We start from the raw sequence: 21,124 nt of genomic DNA on the forward strand, positions 1-21,124 counted from the left end.
TTCCCAGAGGGAGTAATACAGGCTTACCGTGTTCCGTATGTCGCGCAATGTCAGTGTAGATGCCCGCTATAGTGCGGAGAGTTCAATGATCACGAAAGAGCATGGGGCAATCTCTTTCCGACTCTCATGCCTTTTGGCCACAGCGTATTAACCACTTCCGCTGTTTCATAACATAACGCACCTTGGACGGATTCACATATGTTCATCATGATGACTACCTAGCACTCACCCGATTTTGTGGTTATCAGGAGGATCGTCCTCTCACGATTTAGATCCCGATTGGCAAATGCCAACCTTCGTTACATTGTCAGAGCCGCTACTTTATTCAGGCTCCTAGGTTCATCTGGTGATACAGATGGTTCACTCGTTAAGCGGTGAACAGCGCTTCATACGACTTCACGTCGCACGCCCCTGAATATGTAAAAGCTGAGAAAGTAACTGGGTCAAAATAGGATTCATCCATACTGACTAAAAAAGGGTTATTAGTCAGTATGGTAGAAGTCATAAGTATTGCGTTATGACTCAACAAAGCGGAGAAGAGCCATAATTCTTTGTCTCTAACATTCGCCCCGTTCTCAGCAATGAGCACACCAGTTGCAAAAGGAGCGTCTTGGCAGCTGGCGAAAGAGTAGTCTACGGTGAGTGGCTGATGTTTCGATAAGGCGAAGGGATAGTCACCAAATAATCCTATTTTCCTTATTGATACGAAGAGTTATAAAAAATGAAAATGACACTAATCGCACTTTCACTTACTTCTTTTTTCGCAGCGCCAGCAATGGCAGCTACTCCATCTTGGAACGAGAAGAACATCTCTCAAAAAGAAGCTGTTTAAGCAGCTCAATATGTTATCGATAATATTCAGCAAGGAATGAACAGCGGCTCAGTAAGCTTTAAAGGTGACAAGCTAGTAGACAAGAACGGCAAAGTTCTTGGCACACATCATCGCAACGCTGACGGTTCTCACGTTATGCATGATGCATCGACCGGCGAAGTTGTTCGTATTGACGTAGATAACACTGGTCAAATCAGAAGCATCGATCATATGGATGGCAACGGTGACAACACTAACTATAAAGTTGTTGATAACGATATGATGCCAACTCCAATGCCATCACCAGACGAAGAAAAGCGACCTAATCGTCGTGACAATGATCAAAACAACCACGATGATGGTCGTTTCAACTCTATTGCCGACGCAGTAGTGGATCAGGTAAATGCAGGCAATAAAGTTAAGATTGGTGAGCATGAAATCAGTCGCAACAACATTGGTGAAGTTGCGAAAATTGTTAAAAATATGTCTGACGAGCAGAAAAAGCGGTATTCGAGCATATTACTAATAGTGATGTAAAAGTCGAAGAAGACGACATTAAGCCTCGTCCTGACGTAGTAACGCCAGATGCAGAGAAAAACCGCATCGAGAAAGAGCGCAACAAAGCTAAAATTGACGCTATCGTTGACGCAAGCAGTTCAGCAGCTAAAGAGCTAGATAAAATCGCTGTGGGCGCTTACAACGATGCGACAACTGCTTACAATCAACTTGACGGCCGTATCTCTAGCAACACCAAGCGCATTGACTCTCTAGAACAAGACATGCAGAAAATGGGCAACAAGATGCTAGACCTAGAAGACCGCATGGATGGTGTTGTCGCAACATCTCATGCAGTTACTAACGCTCGCCCAATGGTTCAAGATGCTGGTGAGTTTGCGATGGGTATAGGTATTGGTACCGCGGGTTCTAAACAAGCTCTTGCTCTTGGTGGTGCGTATCAATTTAATGCAAACTGGTCTTCATCAATGACTGTTAACTACGAAACAGCGGGTAAGCGTTCTAACTCTCAACTATCTGCAGGCGCTGGTGTTCAGTATCGTTTCAAATAATAATTAAGTCTTTACGAATAAGATTGCCCCGGTTTTTACACCGGGGCTTTTTTCGGCCAAACGACTTATTTCCTAGCCAAAAACTTTTGTATTGAACTATGCAGATTCGAGTTCACGTTCAACAATATTCAAGCGGTCACCATAAATTGGGCGAACGGCTTTCATCACTTCAGCTCGAGAGAGCACGCCAACCAATACGCCGTTTTCAAGCACTGGAAGTACATGTGGTTTATTCACTTTCATCGCCTTTGCTCGCTCTTCTAGAGAGAGGGTAGAGAAGCTAGTTGAAATGCCCATAGAGCTCACTGGATATAGCTGTTCTTTGTCGATGCAAAGAAACTCGGCGACATCCACCAGTTTCTCTGCTGCGTTGATGGCAACGACATCGCGGCTCATCAAGTCAACCACTTTTTGTCCTTGTTCCGGGATATAGTCCTGACACCAAAGGTCGACCATAACGTCGTGAATTGAAAAGAAACCTACCAAACGTCCTTCAATATCAGTCACTGGCGCACTTGTTAAGTTGTGGTCTAAGAGAGTATCAAGTGCGACAGAAGTAGGCATTTCAACACTAAGTGTGACAGGTTGAGTGTTCATGATGTCTTTAATGATGATGTTGTTGTTCATTTGTGTCTCCTTTACTGACGTTAGCGCAGTAGTTGTTGTGATCGCTGTGACATTTGCTGCTTTTAGTTGTGGTCTTCGGTAGATGCTCCAATTCGCTAGCCCTACCAAAACCGCGCCACCGATGATGTTTCCTAGCGTGACTGGTATTAAATTGTTAATAACAAAGTGCATTGGTGTTAGGTCGCTAAACTGTGCGGCCGTTGTTCCCGTTGCGGTCCAAAACTCGCTGCCTGCAAAGTTCTGAATTACGATGCCAAGTGGCACCATAAACATATTTGCGACGCAGTGTTCAAAGCCGCTGCTTACAAACATGGCAACAGGTAAAACCGTCATTGCTGCTTTAGTCATAGCGTTAGCCGAACTAAAGGTTAGCCATATTGCTAAACAAACCAGTAGGTTACAAAGCACACCAAGTGCAAAGGCCTGTACCCAAGTATGGTGTAGCTTGTGTTGAGCAATGTTCAGCGCATTCAAACCCCATTGACCATTGTCCATTTGGTAAAGACCGGCGGCCGACACAATCAGCAGCAAAAACATTGCGCCGATAAAGTTGCCAACGTATACCTTTCCCCAAATTGACAACATTTTGCTGAAACTAATTTGCTTATTGGCCCATGAAATGCTTGAAAGTACAGAGCTGGTAAACAGTTCACCTCCACAAATCACGATTAAAATCAGTCCCATACTAAATGCGAGTCCGCCTGCGAATCGGCTTAGTCCCCATCCTGCATCTGCACTTCCAGTCGTGACAGTGATGTAGAAAAGGAATGCAAGACCTATAAAGGCTCCAGCCATGATGGCCAGACTCATTGTCATCCCACTGGTTTTCTTCGCTTTACTTAAGGCAAACTTTTCAGCTTCTGCCATCATTTCAAGTGGCGAAAAGAGCAGATGATTGTCGGAGCTAGCTGATGCCATTAATAACCCCTTACTCTTGTTTTATTGAATGTTTCGCTCATGTCATAACTCCTTAATCAAAGTGCGAGAACAAGGCCCCTTGCCGTGTTCGAATCTAGATTAAGGGGTAGAGTACCTAGTGGTAAAATTGATAATTTTTAAAATCTAAATCAGAAATATTGATAAGTTAACCGCACAAGGTAGAATGGGGCTGTTGTCCATAACGTACTGTTTTTATGTGAGAGATTGGCGGGTTGTGAAGATTGTTGGTGGTGAAAAAATAATCACAAGAAATCCACCGTGCGGACAGCATAAGGGAAACTGATAATGTCCGGTCGACGCCTGTAAATTGATTGCGACATTAAATTTGGATTTAGTAGTGGAAGGAAAGCAGATGCGATATTCATTAAAGCAGTTAGCAGTATTCGATGCAGTTGCCGACACGGGAAGCGTCAGTCAAGCAGCAGAAAAACTGTCTTTAACCCAGTCAGCCACAAGTATGTCATTGGCGCAGTTAGAAAAAATGCTAGGACGCCCTCTGTTTGAACGTCAGGGCAAGCAAATGGCATTGTCTCATTGGGGTGTGTGGTTACGTCCAAAAGCCAAACGTTTGTTGCAAGATGCCCAGCAAATTGAAATGGGGTTTTATGAACAGCATTTGTTAAGCGGGGAGTTAAAGCTTGGTGCGAGTCAGACACCCGCGGAGCACCTAGTCCCTGATCTTATCAGTGCGATTGACAATGATTTTCCCGAAATGCGCATCACGTTAGGCGTACAAAGTACTGACTCCGTAATCGAAGGCGTGTTGGATTACAAATATGATCTTGGCATTATCGAAGGTCGCTGTGATGATAATCGTGTGCATCAAGAAGTATGGTGTCGCGATCACCTAACCGTAGTGGCGTCTGCTCATCACCCTTTCGCTAAACGAGATAAAGTGAGCCTTGCACAATTGGAACAAGCCCGCTGGGTATTGCGTGAACATGGTTCTGGTACTCGCAAAATCTTTGACAGTTCAATCCACCACCTTATTGCTGATCTAGATGTTTGGCGTGAATACGAACACGTACCAGTTCTTCGCAGTATGGTTGCGAACAGCCAATATCTTACTTGCCTTCCGTACCTAGATGTAGAACGTTTTATCGAGGCAGGTCAATTAGTTGCGCTGAATGTTCCTGAATTGGAAATGGAGCGTACTCTGTCTTTTATCTGGCGTGCTGATATGGCTGAAAACCCACTAGCTGAATGTGCAAAGCGCGAAGGATTAAGGATGATGAAAGGGCGTCCCTCAGTTCTTTAGTGACTAATATCACAAATTAAATGTATGAAATGCAATTTAAGTTTCTATGATGTGATCCGAGTCACTTAAATGTATAGGGTATTTGTTAACCTAGCATTATCATTTATTGACTAGGTTAACCTGCTATGAGCCCTTTGATCGCTATTTCTATCACTACTGGTATTCTTTCCGGCATTTGGGGATGGACAGCGATGTCATTAGGTTTGCTATCTTGGGCTGGCTTTCTGGGATGCACCAGTTATTTTGCCTCTCCGCAAGATGGTGTAAAAGGGCTAGCTCAAAGCTTACTTACCAACCTATCGGGTGTCGTTTGGGCACTGGTCATCATTTATGGCTCGTCACTGTTCAACTTAGAAATTGTCGGCTATTTGATGACGGCTGTAGTCTCATTCTTCATGTGTTTTCAAGCGAAAAGAGAGTGGCTAGGTTTCATTCCTGGCACGTTTATCGGTGCTTGTGCAACGTTTGCTGCCGATGGTAATTGGCAAATCGTTATTCCCTCTCTTATGCTGGGGGGACTATTTGGCTATTCAATGAAAGCCAGTGGGCTCTGGTTACATCAGCAACTTAGCGCGAGAGCGACACAAGAGCTTGTAAAGGACTAAATATCGAGGTTTGTACCCTATATCAGAAGAATTGATATAGGGTGTTTTCATTAAGTATTGCCATTCGCCATAGTGACGACACGTTTTAGAATCCACCTTATTAATAGAGGAATGCTGTCAGGACCTCTTTGTTCACACTCTTCTACAATCGCGAGCGCTAAGTCAGGTTTTGCGTACTTTTTCAGTACGCGAGTCACGACTTTTTTAGCTGGAATAGGGTGATCATGAGGAATTTTGATAAGCTCCCTAAAAAAGTCTTCAAAGCCGTGGGCGTAAAGATAATGTTCGATATCTCTATCGGGTAACTCGGACAAATGGTGACGAGGATGGTCACCTTTTAATTGATGCAAAACCGTGGTTGCGTATTTTTTCCCCGCGGCATCTCCATCTGTGACGACGTGCCAGTCGATACTAAATGCTTGAGCGACTTTTATCAGCGATCTTAAACCTGATTGAGCAAACTCAATAATTTGGACCCCCTCTGCTGCAAGGTTATACCCAGAAAGGTTAGCGAGTTCATTAAACAACCATACTTCGGTTTCACCTTCCACCAATAACCAACAACGAGCGAACAGGGCTCGAGAGCGATGAAAACGGATATGAAACCCAACTCGCCTTAGATCATCTTTAGTAAGATTATTGGGAGATATGCTGGTGGTGACGGTTTTATCAGATTGCCTTACCAATCTACGTATGGACTCTAAGGGCACGGCACCGAGCAAGTTGCTACTATTGGTGGTGAGAATCTTCTGCATAGGAAGCATTTGCAACAAGCTCCAAGCCCGCGATAGATGAGTTGGATGAAGTCGTCCCTCAGGGTCTTCAATAATCAATATCGGGCGTGCACAGCGTCTAAGCTCATGTGGACCTTTGGCTTGTAAATAGGCGTTAAGTAATCCCAATAACAAGAGTCTGGTTTGATGGTTTTTAGTTTCATCAATGACTTGAGATAAATTTTGCTCGTGAGAAGGACGTGTGTAAAAGACGCCGTCTCGACTGCCGCTCTTGGTTAATGTGCGAGCGTGGCTTTTGAACGAAAAGTAGTGTTCGACCAGTACTTTCATTGAGTTAAGACTGCTTTTCATTTCTCCTTTGTTAACATGGCCAGGTATCGCCATTAGGCGTCGCACAGTATTATTAATACGCTTTTCTGATCTAGAGTTATTACCGTTAGTTAGATGCTCATGATGGTGGAATTTACGGGCATCTCGAAGCCTAATAACAGGATGTAATGTCATAAGCTCCTGAGCTAATTTTTCAGAATGATGCAGAGGCAATGGTACACCTTCTAAATCAAGAAAAGCATAGTGCTGAGTCACCTCATAACCTTCCAATGTCGCACTGATTCGATAGTAAAAACGTTCGATTCCATTGCTGTCTTGTTGCCATATGGGTTTGAGTTTGCGATATCGACCTGAGTGAGTTTCGTTTCTTTCAGTAGCGGCGAAGGAGAGAATGATTTGTAAATGTCGTGTTTGGGGGTGCGAGGCAGCGTAATCGACGTGAAAGTCCTTCATTTCAAACTGATACAGTTCACCATCTGCGGGTAACACGACACAAAGAGCATCGAGTAATGAAGACTTACCCCAAGTATTTTCACCAATTAACGTGGTTAAGTCATTGAGCGAGAGGGAGAGTCGCTTAATGCCGCGAAAACCGGATATATCAATGCGTTCTAACTTCATCCAATTCTCCTAAGGTTCTAGTGAGTATCGAGAAAAGAAAATACCAACTATCTCAACTAATTATACGAGGGATTTAACTTTTGAGCTGTAATCAAGCTCATATTAATTTCAAATATCCTTAGAGAATTTATGTGATGTATATCAAATACAGACCTGTATAATGTCCCAGATATTTAATGATCTTCATTGGAATGTCACATAAAGCGGTCTAACATCAGAGAGGAGATAACAGAGAAACGCTATGAAGAAAAACAATAAACCTCTCAAATTAACTATCGCCCACATTAACGACACACATTCATATTTTGAACCTACGTCACTTCAACTCAATATCTCTCATAACAATATCGATTATCAACCATTCGTAAGTGCTGGGGGATTTGCTCGTATCGCAAGCCGAGTCGAACAGCTTCGCACTCAAACGAGCAGTGATGGCTTTCTTTTATTGCATGCTGGGGATTGTTTTCAGGGGACATTGTATTTTTCGCTTTTTAAAGGCGAGGCAAACGCTGAACTACTCAATGAATTGAATCCCGATGCAATGGCACTTGGTAATCATGAGTTAGACATGGGCAATGAACCTGTTGGTAAGTTTGTGCGAGAAATAGACTTCCCGTTGTTGGCGGGCAACTGGAACCTATCCCAAGAAGGGAGTAAAGAATATCCATTAAACGGCCACCCTAATGTCTATCATTATGATGAGAAAGAAAAAACAGCACAGTGGATAGAAAAAAAGATAGAGAGCGAGCGTGTGGCCATCTTTGGTTTGTCGATCGACAAAATGGCAGACATCGCGAACCCAGACTGTGACACCAGCTTTGAGTCTTCTTTGCAAGTGGCACGTGCGACCATCCGAGCTATTAAACGTAGTGGCATCAATAAAATAATCATCCTGAGTCACATGGGATACGATGCAGACCTAGAACTCGCCAGTCAGTTAGAAGGGGTTGGGCTCATTATCGGCGGTCATAGTCATGTGTTACAGGGTGACTTTTCTGCATTAGGGTTAGCGAGCAAAGACCATTACGGAGTCTGTGTAAATGGCACTTATGTTGTACAAGCCGGATATCACGCAATGATGATGGGGCGTTGTGATATTGAATTCAGCTCCGAGGGTAATATCACCCAATTTATTGGGAAAAACGAACTACTGGTAGGGCGCCGGGTGTTTATGGACGTTGATGATGACGTTTCATCGATTCCTTATGAGGCGATTCGAGACAAAGTACAATCACACCCTAATGTGCAAGTCTGCCGTAAGCACCCATTAATTAAGCAGATAATGAATGAGAAATATCGGCCTAGGGTAAAAGCATTACAAGATCAGAAAGTAACGACTTTGAGTCGCACACTGCGTCACGTAAGGTTACCCGATGAGCATGGAGGGAGTGAGATAGCTCCGCTTGTCGCTATGTCATTCGTGCACACCATGCGATCGCTAGGGCATCAAGTAGATTTCGCCATACACAATGCTGGAGGCGTGAGAAACTCTTTAAACCGCGGGGCAATATCGGTGGCAGATATTGCCGGAAAGCTTTTGCCTTTTGCCGTGCCAATCGGTGTTTATCAGATTTACGGTAAGTATATTCCGCAAATTATCGAAGGCGCTATCGATAACGCAATAGGTAATGGTGTGATTGGTACGGGATCCGGAAGTTATCCTTATACCTCTCAACTCGAGTTTCATTATGACAAAGATAAGCCTAAAGGGTTACGTGTCAGTCACGTAAAAATTGCCGGTCATTCTTTGGTGTTGGATAAAATATATACAGGAAGTTCAAGTGCTTACACAATGAAAGGAAAAGAGGGCTATGATGCCATCCTTAATATGATGGGTAATGGAACCGTGACAAATTGGTCGATGGCCGATTGTTTTATCAAGCTTTTATCTGACAAGCCTAGTGTGGTTAATCGAGTAGGCCGTGACAACATAGGGTCGATTCTAAAATAGTGGAACGTATATTGCTCTTATTGAACTGATCTTGACGGCGGCAGTCTAAACCAACAGGCTGCGCCATATTCACTGGAGGAATCATGTGGAATAGAGATTGGATTGATACGCTCGTGGTATTAAGTTGGATAGGTGCATGGTCGTTACTCGTGTACTTTATACCAGGAGGGGCGATTTAACTGCACTTCATTTTAGCCAGCTCGTTTGAGCTGGCTTTCTTTTTAGTTGCTAAAAGGGTTGGCCGAGCACTGCTTAATCTCGGCCGTTCCAGACGCGCAAGCAAAGGCGTTCCGTAAACAAAATTAAGAGTCCAGCTAGATGTCGTCAAGAGAAATCGCACGTGATCCGCTATAATTGTTCATAAAAATTGGATTAGTTTTAGTATGTGCGGTCGACTTAACATTATTGTTGAACGATTTAGTCAACGGGTAGTTGAGAAGATAGCGACCAGGTTTAACAACGGAAGCGAATTGAGAAACTCGTTTCAATAGTAAACCTCAAGTGTTTCGGACTAACGAGGACATGGTAACTAGTGTCTCTTGTTTGTGTAATTGGGCAGGTGTCAATTTTACCTCGCTTGCGATTCGTCAAGAAGGCAGTAAACTTGCTCAAACTTTATAATAAAAAAGTGAATATATTATGATGCTTATCGCTTACAAACTGGTAAAGCTCGCGCTGATTACTGCTGTGTTCTTGACCATTTTCGATTTGATTGCCTATGGTGAGGTGACGTGGTTTAGTCGTTGGTTTGGTATTTAAGTGTCGAGCTAGGCAGTATAAAACTAAAAAAGCCTCATAGGTGAGGCTTTTCGTTAAAATCTGTTAGATGCTATCTATTATGCATTTGAACTGACGACGCGCTTTTCCTGTTGCATCTTGAACAGGAAATAAACATTTACGCATGCGATAAATCCATTTGTAATCACAACTGGCATAGAATCGATAGCTAAGCCGTAAGCGGTAAACAGTGCACAGCCAATAAAGTTCAACACTCGTAGTTTCACGATGTCCTTCATTGTGAGTGAGATCGCAACCATAATAGATGCCGCGTAACCTAATAACTCAACCATATTAATGTCCATAGTGTGCTCCTCTAAATCTTGCCAGTGAGTCTGGTACCTATTCTTCTCATCATGAGACTTACGAGGAAGCTCCTTGCCTCGAACGGTGTTGCTTAATTCGGGTGCACTATATCAGTCATAGTTCTGTGATGGAACCCTCACTTTTGAGTTCAGAGAGGGTTAGCGATTACGCAAACGTTTATTTGTGTAACATTGGTTGCGAAGAACGGTTTTTGTTGAGTGAAGTGTTAAAAAAAGCCCGCTTTGAAAGCGGGCTTCTAAATCAGCTAAAGCAATTATTTTTTGCCTTGTACCATCTGTTTGTCTTCTTCAGTCAGTTCGCGAATACGACGGCTGATGTCACGACGAGCTTTTGAAATCTCTGCGCTCTTGATGATGTGATCATCAACACGGTCTTCATAGTCTGCTTTCATGTTTTTGATGATGGTGACGATTTCGTCATGAGTCATTTCAGGCTTGATGTAGTCCATCAAGTTTTCTAGCAGATCTACACGTTTGCGGTTATCACGAACTTTTTTCTCGTTATCTAGAAGTTCGCGTTTTAGTTTGTTCTTGCGACGCGCTTGTGCAACGATCTCGAATACGCTACTCATAAGTCCTTTCCTAAATTATTGTCAAAATCTAGCTTGATTAAAGCACAACAAAACTCGTTATAACAGCCCTTAGATCAATACTGGCAGTCTACTGCTCATAATGTCGTCACTCGGAACAATAAACAATTGAGTTAGTAGCTTACTTAGCGCTATGATTTCGTCATCCAATGATTGTCGAACTATAGAGAACCATGCTACCTAGCTCAAAAACAGTTCCTGAATTTAAAAGTGATATCGTGGTCAACGATGAAGTGCCGCAAGTAGCCGCCTCTGAAAAATTAAAGGGCGCGTATATTAACGAGCGCACACGTTTAGAGTTCACCGAAGTAGAGCTAAATCGAAGTAAAGTAGTTATGGTTGATCATGAAGGGAATTTTATTAAGATTCCGTTTCTATCTGAACACTAGGTAAGTCTGCTACTTTTGTAAGGCTTAACAGCGAACAAAAAGGATATAACAATGAATATAGAACTTTCCTTAGTCGAGGCTCGTGTTATTGGTTGTCTCATCGAAAAAGAAGTGACAACGCCGGATCACTACCCCCTTACATTGAACAGCTTAACGACAGCATGTAATCAGAAAAGCAACCGTGACCCTGTGTTGTCTTTGTCTGAAGCAGAGGTTCAGGATGCCGCTCAAGCACTGATCTCTCGACGTTTAGTTAGTGATGAGAGCAGCTTTAATAGCCGAGTATCAAAATTTCAACATCGATTCTGTAACACTGAGTTCGGAGATCTAAAACTTAGCCCGAAAGAAAAAGCCATCGCTTGTTGTCTGTTATTGAGAGGTGCGCAAACGCCAGGAGAATTAAGAACTCGAACCAATCGTCTGTGCGAGTTTGTCGATGTCAAAGAAGTGGAAGCGGTTCTGGATGCGATGAGTAGTCGCGAGAGCGGGGCATTAGTTGTAAAACTTCCCCGAGAAGCGGGTAAGCGAGAGTCTCGTTACATGCATTTGTTCAGTGGTGAGATTGATATTGAGCAATATGCTCAAAAATCGGCTCCTGCAGGCTCAGTTGCTTCCCCAACTATTGAGCGTATCGAAGCGCTAGAGCAAGAAGTCGATTCACTAAAAGCTGAATTAGCTGAGCTTAAAGCCTTAGTCAACACTTTGATTTAATAGAGATAGGGTAGCGATATCGCTGCCCTTCATCGTTTAATGGTTGAACACTCTTATTATGGAAGAGCTAAGCACTGATACACCATGGTCTGTTTACCTAATTAGAACCGCGAAATCGACACTATATTGCGGAATAACTAATGATTTACAGCGTCGTTTAAAGCAACATCAACAAGGTAAGGGCGCTAAAGCATTGCGTGGTAAAGGCCCTCTGGAGTTGGTTTGGAGTCAAACTGAGTGCAGTAAAAGTGACGCCTTGAAAACAGAAATCGCTATTAAAAAACTCAATAAAAAGCAAAAAGAGTGTTTGGTTGAACAAGCGACTCGTTTTGAACGGAAATAACAGCCTTAAGATAACTAGCTGAATACTTAGATGCTGTATGCACTTGTTCTATAAAAGAATAATGAAAAACGACACATGAACAGATTATACTCAACATTGCTTTTCTCATTTATGCTTCTCTTTGCTTCTCCCTCTATCGCCGGTGATATACTGTCAGGATATTGGGATTATCAAGGCTATCTTAAAGCTCACCCTGTTCAACAACAACTTACTAGCGGGCTTTCTGAAATAGTACGTCAGCAACCAGTGCCACTTTCAGTTAAGCAAACGAAGCCTGTTACTATCTCTGTGGTCTATCCTGGACAGCAGGTTTCCGATTATTGGGTAAGAAACATAAAGGCGTTTGAATTGCGCATGGAAGAGCTTGGTATTGACTATGAACTTAACCAAGTGTTCACTAGGCCAAATATTGATTTGAGACAGCAAAGTGTCTCCTTGATGGAAGCGGTAAAAAACAAATCGGGCTATTTGATCTTTACGTTAGACACTACTCGTCATCGTAAGTTTATTGAACACGTCAGCCATTCAACTGATACCAAACTAATCTTGCAGAATATTACCACTCCAGTCAGAGCATGGGACAAAAATCCACCATTCCTTTACGTTGGATTTGACCATGTCAAAGGCAGTCATATGCTATCGGATTACTTTATACAGCGTTTCGAAGCCTTGCATTCCTATTCGGTTTTGTATTTCTCTGAGGGTTATGTTAGTGATGCCCGTGGTGGGACATTTATTCAGGACATGGAGGAGGAAGGCAACTATAAATTAGTTTCCTCTTATTATACAAAGGCAAATAAAGAGAGCGGTTATAAAGCGACTTTAGATACGCTCCAGCAAAATCCAGACATTAGCTTCATTTATGCATGCTCTACGGACGTTGCGCTAGGCGCAGTTGATGCATTAGAACAACTCAATCGAGACGATGTTGTGATTAACGGCTGGGGCGGCGGCTCGGCAGAGCTTGACGCTATCGCTAACAATAAACTTGATGTCACGGTGATGAGAATGAATGACGACACGGGTGTAGCCATGGCAGAGGCCATCAAGTGGGACTTAGAAGGAAAACCAGTACCCACAGTTTACTCTGGTGATTTTGAACTCGTGACGAGTCAAGATCCTCAGAGCAGAATTGATGAGTTGAAAGCAAAAGCATTTAGATATTCCGACCAAAACTGATGCCCCTAACGAATTTCAACAAACACAAAACATTAGCCACCCTTATTACCCGTACCCTAGTATGGGTAATCACGATCTTTACTGTGGGCGTGTTGATCCAGAGTTGGCACTTGAGTCGCGATATCGTTCAAGAAGAGGTGAAACGCACGTCGAGACAAACGAGTAGTTTAGTGCATAACTTCTTTGAATATCGACTCGCATCACTGCAGATTCTGCAAGACAGTAATGCCAAGAGTGATACGGTCGAGAACTTCTTCAATAACCACGATTATCGAGGTCTTGATTACTTCTTTTTAAGAGAAGATAACCTCGAACCGATACACTCTCCTGATTTTCGTTTTATTAGTCATTTAAGCGACGTTATTTGGGATGACGGTAACGCGTTATTCTATGGATTGGAATCATCCAATTTGACCGAATTGTTTCACAAAGTGGATATACACAGTAATTGGAATGCTTTAGTCACTGATTCTCAGTTAGGGCTTAAACACACCCTGATTCGGCGCACGCCAATTGTTCAAAGTGAATCGGGAGAGGTGTTAGGCTTTTTGTTTGCTGGGGTGATACTTGATGATAACGCGGGACTATTGGCAAATCTTTTGCAAGGTAGCAACAGCGACGATGTAATTTTGCGCTTTGGCGATAAATTTATCGCTTCGACCATTTCTCCAGATGATAACTATACGGTCCAGTCAATATCAGACTTGATTTACAGTGGAGAAACTGACTTAAGTAAACTCCTTATTACTGAAACGAATTTAGACGTAGGTACGAAACAGAACATATTAACCATTTTCTCGGTACAGCGTAATCCCAGTGTATTAGCGCTTCGCAATAGTTACTTATTTTGGATATTTCTCTCTCTTGCAGTAATTACGACGATCTCGTTTCTGACCAGACGCTGGCTAAATAGAAAAGTGACTAAAGAGCTATCTGAACTCATGGTTTACACCAAAGTAGCCGTAAGCCAGGATCGTGTCGAAAAGTTTTCTGGCTCTAGTATTCACGAATTTAATCATATTGGTAACACCCTGAGCAATACCTTTGAGCGTCTTTCCGAACAAGAGAAGTTATTCCAAGATCTGTTTAGTTTTTCTCTTTCTCCTATCATTGTTTGGACCGAAAAGGGCACAATCTTGCAAATCAATCCGGCTGCAAAAAAAACATTAGATTTATTTGAAGAATTGAGCCAAGCAAACAGTAAAAGCTTTGTTTCTTTTATCAACCAGATGAGGCCGCTAGTGCTTAAAGCAAGCATGGGGGCGACGCTAACCGGTATAGATGTCCCAATTGGCGAAAAAGTTTACCGCTGGAGTTTATCTGCGATCCAAACCAGAGACGATAGCACTCTGGTGCTGTCTCAGGGGCAAGATATAACTAAGTTGGTGGAAGCGGAAAAGCAAAGTATCAAAGCCCGTAAGGAAGCAGAGTGGTCTGCAAAAGCTAGAACTGATTTCTTAGCGAAAATGAGTCATGAAATTCGTACCCCTTTAAACGGCATATTGGGGATCTCCCAGCTCCTGAAGCAGGGAGGAGATGATGGCAAGTATCAGGAACAAATAGAAGTTTTGTGCAATAGCGGAGAGCATTTATTAGCAGTTTTAAATGACATTCTCGATTTTTCGAAGATTGAAAACGGCAGCTTTAAACTAGAAAAACATAATTTTAAGTTTAAAGAGGTGATTACCGCATTGGAGGGGATCTATAGACCACTTTGTGATCACAAAAATATTGAGTTGATCATTCGAAACGACTTGAGTGTGAATACTGCATTGAATACAGATCAAGTTCGCCTGAACCAAATCCTATTTAATTTAGTCAGCAATGCTGTCAAATTCACTCACCAAGGGCATGTTGAGGTTAGCTTTACCTTAGAGCCTGAGGAATTAAATAAAGCAGCTGGGTTAAAGATCCAAGTGGAAGACACTGGTATTGGTATTTTGAGTAATCAAATCCAACAGATCTTCGATCCATTTGTACAATCGGAAGCAACGTTAACTCGTGAGTACGGTGGCAGTGGTCTTGGCTTGGCGATCGTGAAAAATTTGGTGACGATTTTTGATGGTGAAATAGACGTGAGCAGTGAAGTTGGACGTGGTACTCGCTTTGAAGTGATATTGCCGATAGAGACTGCCATCGGACTTGCCGAAAATAATGCTAAGGAAACGGTGATAGATTTCAATCTTTTCCCCGAGGCTGTGAAGGTTTTACTCGTGGAGGACAATCATACCAATGCGTTTATCGCCAAAGCATTCTGTGAAAAGTATGGGATGGATGTGATTTGGGCAAAGGATGGGAAAGAGGCATTGGAGTTCTTGAAGACGATGTCGTTCGAACTTATTTTGATGGATAACCAGTTACCCTTTGTTTCAGGCATAGAAGTGACTAAGCAAATCCGTAACACCATCGACAAAACAGTCCCTATCTATGCGTGTACAGCAGATAACTTAACGTCCACAAGACAGGCTTTTTTTGCTGCTGGCGCGGACTTTGTGATTGTTAAACCGATCAAAAAGAAATCACTGTATGAAGCATTGCGCCACTTCAAACGATATCACTATTATAGTGCTTGCGAGCACTAATAGAACGTGAAAAGTCAGGGAAGTGTGGTGACTTCCCTGCCAAGTATGTTTGAATTTTACTTATTAGCGAGCTAGCTTATGGTGAGCATTCGAAAAGTGTCCTGCGCAAAATGCCCCGACGATAGATAACTCTCCCGCTAAACAAAGTGCTGCCGCGACCTCAGCAAGCGCTTGAGACTTTCCACTACCATGCAGTCCTAGAAGATCTAAGCAGGCTTTTTGGCTAGGTAAACTTGTGCCCCCACCGACTGTCCCAATCATTAGGTTTGGCAGTGTCACACTCGCATACAGATCTCCCTCTTCAGTTTCTTCCATGCGAGTCATTCCAATAGCCGATTCGGCAACACAAGCGGCATCTTGTCCGCAGGCGATATACAGGGCCGCCAAGGCGTTGGCGTAATGTGCGTTGATACCTATGGTTCCGCTTAGTGCTCCACCAACTGTGGTCATTTGACCAAATTGGGCCATTTTCTTTGGTGTCGTATGCAGATATTTTGCCACCAAGCTCGCGGGGATTAGAATCTCTGCGGTTACCTTTTTGCCTCTTACACTACGTAAGGTTTGTGAGTTAGCTTTCTTATCTCCAGACAAATTACCATCTAAAAAAGCGTAATCAGGCTCCACGGGGGTGGTAGATAGGATGTAATCGAAGACAACGTTGGTCGCAATGGTCACCATATTCTGACCTGAGGCATCACCGGTCAAATATTCAAAAACAAGATAAACATGATTGCCCTCAATATTAACGCTGATGTCATTGAGTTTTCCGTGATCTGTTGTTGATTCGGCAAGCTGTTTGAAATGATCAAACTGAGTAACCAACCAAGCGACAAATTTTCCAGCCTGAACCAGAGATTTAAATGCGAATCCTGGTGTGCGAGTCACCCCTTCATTTAGCAACATCGCACTGGCACCACCGCTGGCCGTAATTAGATTCGACCCTCGGTTGTACGAGGCCACAAGAGCGGCTTCTGTCGTCGCTAGCGGAACTTGATAGTCGCCTTGAGCAAAGAGACCATTCACCCGCAGAGGGCCGGCTGTTCCGACTGGCATTTTTAGTGTGCCGATGAAAAACTCAATGTTTTTTGAATAACTTTCCATCTGTGCATGAGTGTGGGAATCAAGTAACTGTAATTTAGCATCGATGTTATTGAGCACGCCCCAACGATAATTAACATTTTTCTCTGTGAGGTAAGGGCTGCGATTCACCTTTCTCGCAGTTGCGTGGTACTTTGGAGACAACTTAGAATCGAATTCGGTTAACGTGACGTCTTGATCAATATTAACGAGGTAATCGCGTTTATGAAGATTAATTTTCGGCATGAGGATCTTAGAAAAACAATTTGGAATGGGATTTTACTGACCTGTTACTCAGATACAAGCCGTGGTGTTGCCGGAATGTGATATCTTATTACTTAGTGACGTGTATCCAAGGGGTGACCGAGCAGGAATGCAATACTTTGAAACAAAACCGTGTTGGGGGTTATTGAAACAATTGTGTCAAAACGGCCATCTCTTCATCACTTAAAAGAGTGGTGGCGTTTGGGGACAGTTGGTTGGAGATTTCACCTTGAAGTGTCTTTAGCTGTTGCGGTGACAGTAGTTTAAGTTGCTCTATTAATTGTTCAAACTGTTGCTTCGACATTTTATGACCTTTATGAAAATTGTTGAGTAAAGCAGTCTGAGTTCCGTTCACCTTCACATCGTAGTATGGTGTAGAGCGTTAATCTATCGCTGAACTGATGAGAATTTGTCCGAGTATTGTAAGGAACAGTTAATTGAACGGTAAGAATAGTCAGGTTGCTTTTACACGTCAGAGTCATTGCAACCTAACCATTCATAACGTTGTTCTATGAAATGTCAGCTTTCGGTTCGTTAATTTTAGTGAGTGTATCGGCGAGAGCATGAAACTCGGGCAGCATGCGGTAGATCAAATGAAGCTGCTGTAACACCATTCGTGCCGAACGATCATCTTCATCACGCCATTCTATGAGTCTTCTATGAATATCAAACTGATCAACCGTTGTTGTGGAGCTTTCGACGATAGCGCCTTCAAGTTGTTGCTCCAACAACTCAATATGACGGTTAATGGTCCTATGTGCTTCGAGTACTAAAAGGTGAATTGACTCATCTTCAAGCCTTTGTCTGTGAGCGCCTAACGCAGAGACATAACTAAGTAGGGCATGGCTCAGAGTGAGGAACCGAAAGCTTTTGTCGGTATCCACTTGGTATCGGCCTGGCTCTGCAAGCATATTAGAAATCGCAGTAGACAGATTAGCATCAGCATTGTGCGCATCTCGTCTAGCAATTCGGTAGTTCAAGTCGTCTTTTTTGCCTAGTCGATATTGTCCGATGATTTGCATAAGGTACTTACGGTTTGCGCGCAACGCGTTGGCCATGATTTTATGCATTCGTTTTGATTCCCAGTCGGGAAGAATGAAATAGACCGCGCTTACCGCCAACGCACAACCGATTAATGTATCCATTAATCTCGGAAGTACCACGGCATACCCTTCGCCAAGTTGGTGGAAACACAGAAGCACTAATACAGTAATAAAGCCAGTGGCGTAACCATAATTGTTAATCCTAAACGCGAAAAACATAACTCCAGACAGGACGATAAGAAACAGTTGGCTTTCTGGTGAAGGGAACAGTGTCAGTAAAGGTACACCAACAAAGAGACCAACAAGTGTTCCTGCGATACGAGCGGAGAGTTTTTGTCGTGTTGCACTGTAGTTTGGCTGACACACAAAAAGTGTGGTAAGCAAGATCCAGTAACCTCTATCCAAATCAAAACCTTGAATAATCCCATACCCGATAGTCAGTGTTACCGATAAGCGAACAGCATGTCGAAATAGTATTGAATCTTTTGACATGCTCGCTTTAATTCGGCCCCACATAGCTCTAAAGTTATGAGGGTTGGTGTCGTCTAGTATGCCATCCTCTAACACACTGCTATCTGGATTACTGACGTTACTGAGCAGCTTTTCGACGGTAGCCAAGTTATTAAATAAATAGTTAAGTTGCACCAGTAATGGTGCCCACTCAGCGTGTTGCTGTTGCTCTAAATATTCGAGTGAATCCTGCAGTTCAACCAACGCTTTGATCGAGTCGTTACTGTGCGAGTATTTTTTACCTAGTTTAAGTGCAAACGCGATGTCCTGACAGGCTTTTGCCTGCATTTCTAGTACGTGTTTAAAGCGAAATAAGACATCAGAGTGTGAGAATTGCGTCGCGAGTTCTTGGTAGCGGTAGTGGCTTGAACTCACTCGTTCATGTATATCTTGAGCGATAAAATACACTTGTAAAAAGCGGTCACTTGGCCCATCGACGTGACCTCGACGAGAGCGATTTAACAAGGTTGTTTTACACGTGTTGAGGGCAAACACGGTGCAAGCATTCAAACTGGCTTCTTTTAAACGATGCGGTTGTGGAATCAAATTCAGCGTTGGGTGAAACAGGTTACGTTTCGCGTCCAAGTACAAGCTTAGCTCTTTGAAAACATTCGATAAACTTTGTTGAACCGGTTGCATTGGCCAAAAGCTATTCCAAATAATAGAAACGAAGTAGTACCAAGTTGCTCCGCCCAATAACAATAAAGGCTGGAACCAAATGTTGGGACTTTCGTGCGCGCCAAGCATGGTGTAGATAGCAATGAGTAGGGAGCCGAACGCGATACTAGAATAACGTGGGCCGATAGCGCCAAGAATAATGAATAAAAACGTTGAAGAAAAAAGACCTATCGCAAATAGCCACGGAATATTAAACAAAAGTTCGATTGAAAACGCCGCGATAGCAAAACAGATTAAGGTGAGTGTGATGGCCTTGAGACGTCCGAAAAAATTGTCATCGGTTTCGGCTAAAGCTGCTGCAATCACACCAAGGATCAGCGGGGTCACCCAAGTGTGTTGTTCGAAGTACCAAGCAGGAATCACAACGCCTAAAAGCGCTATGAGCATTAGTACACTGTAGTTAAATGTTTTATTGGCCCATTGAAGGCGAAGTTGACCAAGGATGCTCACAATAGAATGCTGTGTCTGATAAAACCATTATTCTAGCAGAAACTACTGTCGCTTATAAATGCCTGTTTTATAGGGAGAACGCGTGTCTAGGTTCTCCCCATCAACCACGAACAGGATTAGCGTTTGTTCTTAAGATAACGTTTACGACGTTCTTCTTTACGTTTGGCTTTTTCTTCGGCTTTTCTCGCTGCTTCAATTTCAACTTGAACCAACTCTTCGGTTATCATTTCTGGAAGCTCGAGTGTCACTTGTCCTAAAGTACCATTGCGCAGCTCATGTAAAAGAATTTCCGATGCTTTATGCAGATTAACACGACCACCAGATTGCAAGGCTCCGCGCTTACGACCGATTAACTCCATGAGTTCTAGATCTGAGTCTGGTAGTTCTTCGTCAATCTGATAGCGTTCTTTCAAGCGTTCCGGATACTGCGCCGCCATATATTCGACCGTATAAAATGCTACCTCGTCGTATTCGATTGCTGTGTCTTTCACTGCACCGGTTGCGGCTAATCTAAAACCACTGTGTGGGTTTTCAACTTTAGGCCAAAGAATTCCAGGGGTATCAGACAAGACGATGCCGTTTTGTAGGTTGATTCTTTGTTGGCGACGAGTGACCGCGGGTTGGTTGCCGGTGACCGCAATCGTTCTACCCGCCAATGTATTGATGATGGTAGATTTGCCTACATTGGGAATCCCCATAATCATAGTACGAATATTTTTGCCTATTTCTTCGCGATGTGGCGCTAGCTTGCGGCATAACTCAAGAATTTTGTGAACTTCTTGTGGGTTAGATGTCGTGATTGCCATCGCTTTAACCCCTTGTTCTTTCTCAAGGTGTTCAATCCATAGTTCGGTTTTTTCTGGATCCGCTAAGTCTCTCTTATTCAGTACCTTAACGACCGGTTTGTCGCCACGCAGTTCTGAAATCATCGGGTTTTCGCTACTAAATGGAATACGTGCATCAAGTACTTCGATAATGACATCGATCTGTGGGATGACTTCTTCGATCTCTTTACGAGCCTTGTGCATGTGGCCCGGAAACCATTGAATAGACATGAGTGAAAACCTTAATACTTGGAAAATTTGCGCTTATTGTAGGGGGTTGGTAGATATAGTAAAGAGGGCAATGTGATTAAACACCTACGATAGCGCTATTAACATTGATTTGAACTACATTTGTTCAATGAAACCGTCGTGTTTGCCTAGGTGTAAAGGGCTTACCTCAGGTACTGAAGAAACTAAGTCGCTACTTTACAAAAAACA

At 43.1% G+C, this 21,124-nt stretch carries 18 protein-coding genes; 10 read left to right on the forward strand and 8 right to left on the reverse strand.

Going from position 1 to position 21,124, the window contains the following annotated elements; genetic code table 11:
- Positions 1-868: 868 nt before the first annotated feature.
- Both VTH8203_RS18165 and VTH8203_RS18170 read left to right on the forward strand, forming a co-directional pair.
- Positions 869-1,348: a hypothetical protein gene (locus VTH8203_RS18165; protein WP_096994902.1), complete on the forward strand. Its 480-nt coding sequence runs from the start codon at positions 869-871 to the stop codon at positions 1,346-1,348.
- Positions 1,349-1,497: 149 nt separating this feature from the next.
- Complete coding sequence (locus tag VTH8203_RS18170) at positions 1,498-1,878, forward strand: YadA C-terminal domain-containing protein (RefSeq protein WP_244181251.1); 381 nt, start codon at positions 1,498-1,500, stop codon at positions 1,876-1,878.
- A 96-nt stretch (positions 1,879-1,974) separates the two neighbouring features.
- On the opposite strand, the gene focA is transcribed toward VTH8203_RS18170, so the two are convergent.
- On the reverse strand, positions 1,975-3,423 hold the full coding sequence (gene focA / locus VTH8203_RS18175; protein WP_096994903.1) for a formate transporter FocA: 1,449 nt from the start codon (positions 3,421-3,423) through the stop codon (positions 1,975-1,977).
- Between the two features lie 373 nt (positions 3,424-3,796).
- Between focA and VTH8203_RS18180 the strand changes: the two genes are divergently transcribed.
- Positions 3,797-4,702, forward strand: a complete 906-nt coding sequence (locus VTH8203_RS18180; protein ID WP_096994904.1) for a LysR substrate-binding domain-containing protein — start codon at positions 3,797-3,799, stop codon at positions 4,700-4,702.
- A gap of 125 nt (positions 4,703-4,827) precedes the next feature.
- On the forward strand, positions 4,828-5,307 hold the full coding sequence (locus VTH8203_RS18185) for a DUF1097 domain-containing protein (RefSeq protein WP_096994905.1): 480 nt from the start codon (positions 4,828-4,830) through the stop codon (positions 5,305-5,307).
- A gap of 50 nt (positions 5,308-5,357) precedes the next feature.
- Here VTH8203_RS18185 and VTH8203_RS18190 read toward each other — a convergent pair whose 3' ends face one another.
- The gene (locus tag VTH8203_RS18190; protein WP_096994906.1) at positions 5,358-6,992 is read right to left on the reverse strand and encodes an ATP-dependent endonuclease; all 1,635 of its coding nucleotides are present in this window, start codon (positions 6,990-6,992) and stop codon (positions 5,358-5,360) included.
- A gap of 241 nt (positions 6,993-7,233) precedes the next feature.
- Between VTH8203_RS18190 and VTH8203_RS18195 the strand changes: the two genes are divergently transcribed.
- Entirely contained in the window at positions 7,234-8,943 is a 1,710-nt protein-coding gene (locus VTH8203_RS18195) for a bifunctional metallophosphatase/5'-nucleotidase (protein WP_096994907.1), read from the forward strand.
- Positions 8,944-9,779: 836 nt separating this feature from the next.
- Here the strand turns inward: VTH8203_RS18195 and VTH8203_RS18200 are convergent.
- A complete protein-coding gene (locus tag VTH8203_RS18200) occupies positions 9,780-10,025 on the reverse strand; it encodes a YgjV family protein (RefSeq protein WP_096994908.1) in 246 nt (81 codons plus the stop codon).
- A 275-nt stretch (positions 10,026-10,300) separates the two neighbouring features.
- Complete coding sequence (locus VTH8203_RS18205; protein WP_006072802.1) at positions 10,301-10,618, reverse strand: DUF496 family protein; 318 nt, start codon at positions 10,616-10,618, stop codon at positions 10,301-10,303.
- 191 nt (positions 10,619-10,809) lie between these two features.
- On the opposite strand from VTH8203_RS18205, the gene VTH8203_RS18210 reads away from it, so the two are divergent.
- The 5 genes from VTH8203_RS18210 (at position 10,810) to luxQ (ending at position 15,840) form a co-directional block, all read left to right on the forward strand.
- On the forward strand, positions 10,810-11,025 hold the full coding sequence (locus tag VTH8203_RS18210; protein WP_096994909.1) for a hypothetical protein: 216 nt from the start codon (positions 10,810-10,812) through the stop codon (positions 11,023-11,025).
- Between the two features lie 51 nt (positions 11,026-11,076).
- On the forward strand, positions 11,077-11,736 hold the full coding sequence (locus VTH8203_RS18215; protein WP_096994910.1) for a YceH family protein: 660 nt from the start codon (positions 11,077-11,079) through the stop codon (positions 11,734-11,736).
- 58 nt (positions 11,737-11,794) lie between these two features.
- Entirely contained in the window at positions 11,795-12,079 is a 285-nt protein-coding gene (locus VTH8203_RS18220; protein ID WP_096994911.1) for a GIY-YIG nuclease family protein, read from the forward strand.
- A gap of 75 nt (positions 12,080-12,154) precedes the next feature.
- Positions 12,155-13,258: an autoinducer 2-binding periplasmic protein LuxP gene (locus tag VTH8203_RS18225; RefSeq protein ID WP_096994912.1), complete on the forward strand. Its 1,104-nt coding sequence runs from the start codon at positions 12,155-12,157 to the stop codon at positions 13,256-13,258.
- Positions 13,258-15,840: a quorum-sensing autoinducer 2 sensor kinase/phosphatase LuxQ gene (gene luxQ / locus VTH8203_RS18230; protein ID WP_096994913.1), complete on the forward strand. Its 2,583-nt coding sequence runs from the start codon at positions 13,258-13,260 to the stop codon at positions 15,838-15,840. Before VTH8203_RS18225 ends, luxQ begins: the two co-directional genes overlap by 1 nt.
- A 63-nt stretch (positions 15,841-15,903) precedes the next feature.
- Here luxQ and VTH8203_RS18235 read toward each other — a convergent pair whose 3' ends face one another.
- The 4 genes from VTH8203_RS18235 to ylqF all read right to left on the reverse strand — a co-directional run bounded on the left by VTH8203_RS18235 (position 15,904) and on the right by ylqF (position 20,917).
- Positions 15,904-17,163 (reverse strand): hydroxymethylglutaryl-CoA reductase, encoded by a 1,260-nt coding sequence (locus tag VTH8203_RS18235; RefSeq protein WP_096994914.1) that lies wholly within the window; start codon positions 17,161-17,163, stop codon positions 15,904-15,906.
- Between the two features lie 160 nt (positions 17,164-17,323).
- Positions 17,324-17,485 carry a hypothetical protein gene (locus tag VTH8203_RS24790; protein ID WP_096994915.1) on the reverse strand — a complete coding sequence of 54 codons (162 nt, stop codon included), beginning with the start codon at positions 17,483-17,485 and terminating at the stop codon, positions 17,324-17,326.
- A gap of 205 nt (positions 17,486-17,690) precedes the next feature.
- Positions 17,691-19,862, reverse strand: a complete 2,172-nt coding sequence (gene yccS, locus VTH8203_RS18245; RefSeq protein WP_096994916.1) for a YccS family putative transporter — start codon at positions 19,860-19,862, stop codon at positions 17,691-17,693.
- Positions 19,863-19,978: 116 nt separating this feature from the next.
- On the reverse strand, positions 19,979-20,917 hold the full coding sequence (gene ylqF, locus VTH8203_RS18250; RefSeq protein ID WP_096994917.1) for a ribosome biogenesis GTPase YlqF: 939 nt from the start codon (positions 20,915-20,917) through the stop codon (positions 19,979-19,981).
- Between the last annotated feature and the right edge of the window lie 207 nt (positions 20,918-21,124).

The organism is Vibrio thalassae, assembly GCF_900089835.1.
GTDB classification, from domain to species: domain Bacteria; phylum Pseudomonadota; class Gammaproteobacteria; order Enterobacterales; family Vibrionaceae; genus Vibrio; species Vibrio thalassae.

Coding starts and splice junctions, on each gene's coding strand:
- VTH8203_RS24790 (WP_096994915.1), bottom strand. CDS start 17,485: ATGTCGAAGCAACAGTTTGAACAATTAATAGAGCAACTTAAACTACTG.
- VTH8203_RS18225 (WP_096994912.1), top strand. CDS start 12,155: ATGAACAGATTATACTCAACATTGCTTTTCTCATTTATGCTTCTCTTT.
- VTH8203_RS18180 (WP_096994904.1), top strand. CDS start 3,797: ATGCGATATTCATTAAAGCAGTTAGCAGTATTCGATGCAGTTGCCGAC.
- VTH8203_RS18195 (WP_096994907.1), top strand. CDS start 7,234: ATGAAGAAAAACAATAAACCTCTCAAATTAACTATCGCCCACATTAAC.
- VTH8203_RS18220 (WP_096994911.1), top strand. CDS start 11,795: ATGGAAGAGCTAAGCACTGATACACCATGGTCTGTTTACCTAATTAGA.
- VTH8203_RS18210 (WP_096994909.1), top strand. CDS start 10,810: ATGCTACCTAGCTCAAAAACAGTTCCTGAATTTAAAAGTGATATCGTG.
- VTH8203_RS18215 (WP_096994910.1), top strand. CDS start 11,077: ATGAATATAGAACTTTCCTTAGTCGAGGCTCGTGTTATTGGTTGTCTC.
- luxQ (WP_096994913.1), top strand. CDS start 13,258: ATGCCCCTAACGAATTTCAACAAACACAAAACATTAGCCACCCTTATT.
- VTH8203_RS18205 (WP_006072802.1), bottom strand. CDS start 10,618: ATGAGTAGCGTATTCGAGATCGTTGCACAAGCGCGTCGCAAGAACAAA.
- VTH8203_RS18200 (WP_096994908.1), bottom strand. CDS start 10,025: ATGGACATTAATATGGTTGAGTTATTAGGTTACGCGGCATCTATTATG.
- VTH8203_RS18165 (WP_096994902.1), top strand. CDS start 869: ATGAACAGCGGCTCAGTAAGCTTTAAAGGTGACAAGCTAGTAGACAAG.
- VTH8203_RS18190 (WP_096994906.1), bottom strand. CDS start 6,992: ATGAAGTTAGAACGCATTGATATATCCGGTTTTCGCGGCATTAAGCGA.
- focA (WP_096994903.1), bottom strand. CDS start 3,423: ATGGCATCAGCTAGCTCCGACAATCATCTGCTCTTTTCGCCACTTGAA.
- VTH8203_RS18185 (WP_096994905.1), top strand. CDS start 4,828: ATGAGCCCTTTGATCGCTATTTCTATCACTACTGGTATTCTTTCCGGC.
- VTH8203_RS18235 (WP_096994914.1), bottom strand. CDS start 17,163: ATGCCGAAAATTAATCTTCATAAACGCGATTACCTCGTTAATATTGAT.
- ylqF (WP_096994917.1), bottom strand. CDS start 20,917: ATGTCTATTCAATGGTTTCCGGGCCACATGCACAAGGCTCGTAAAGAG.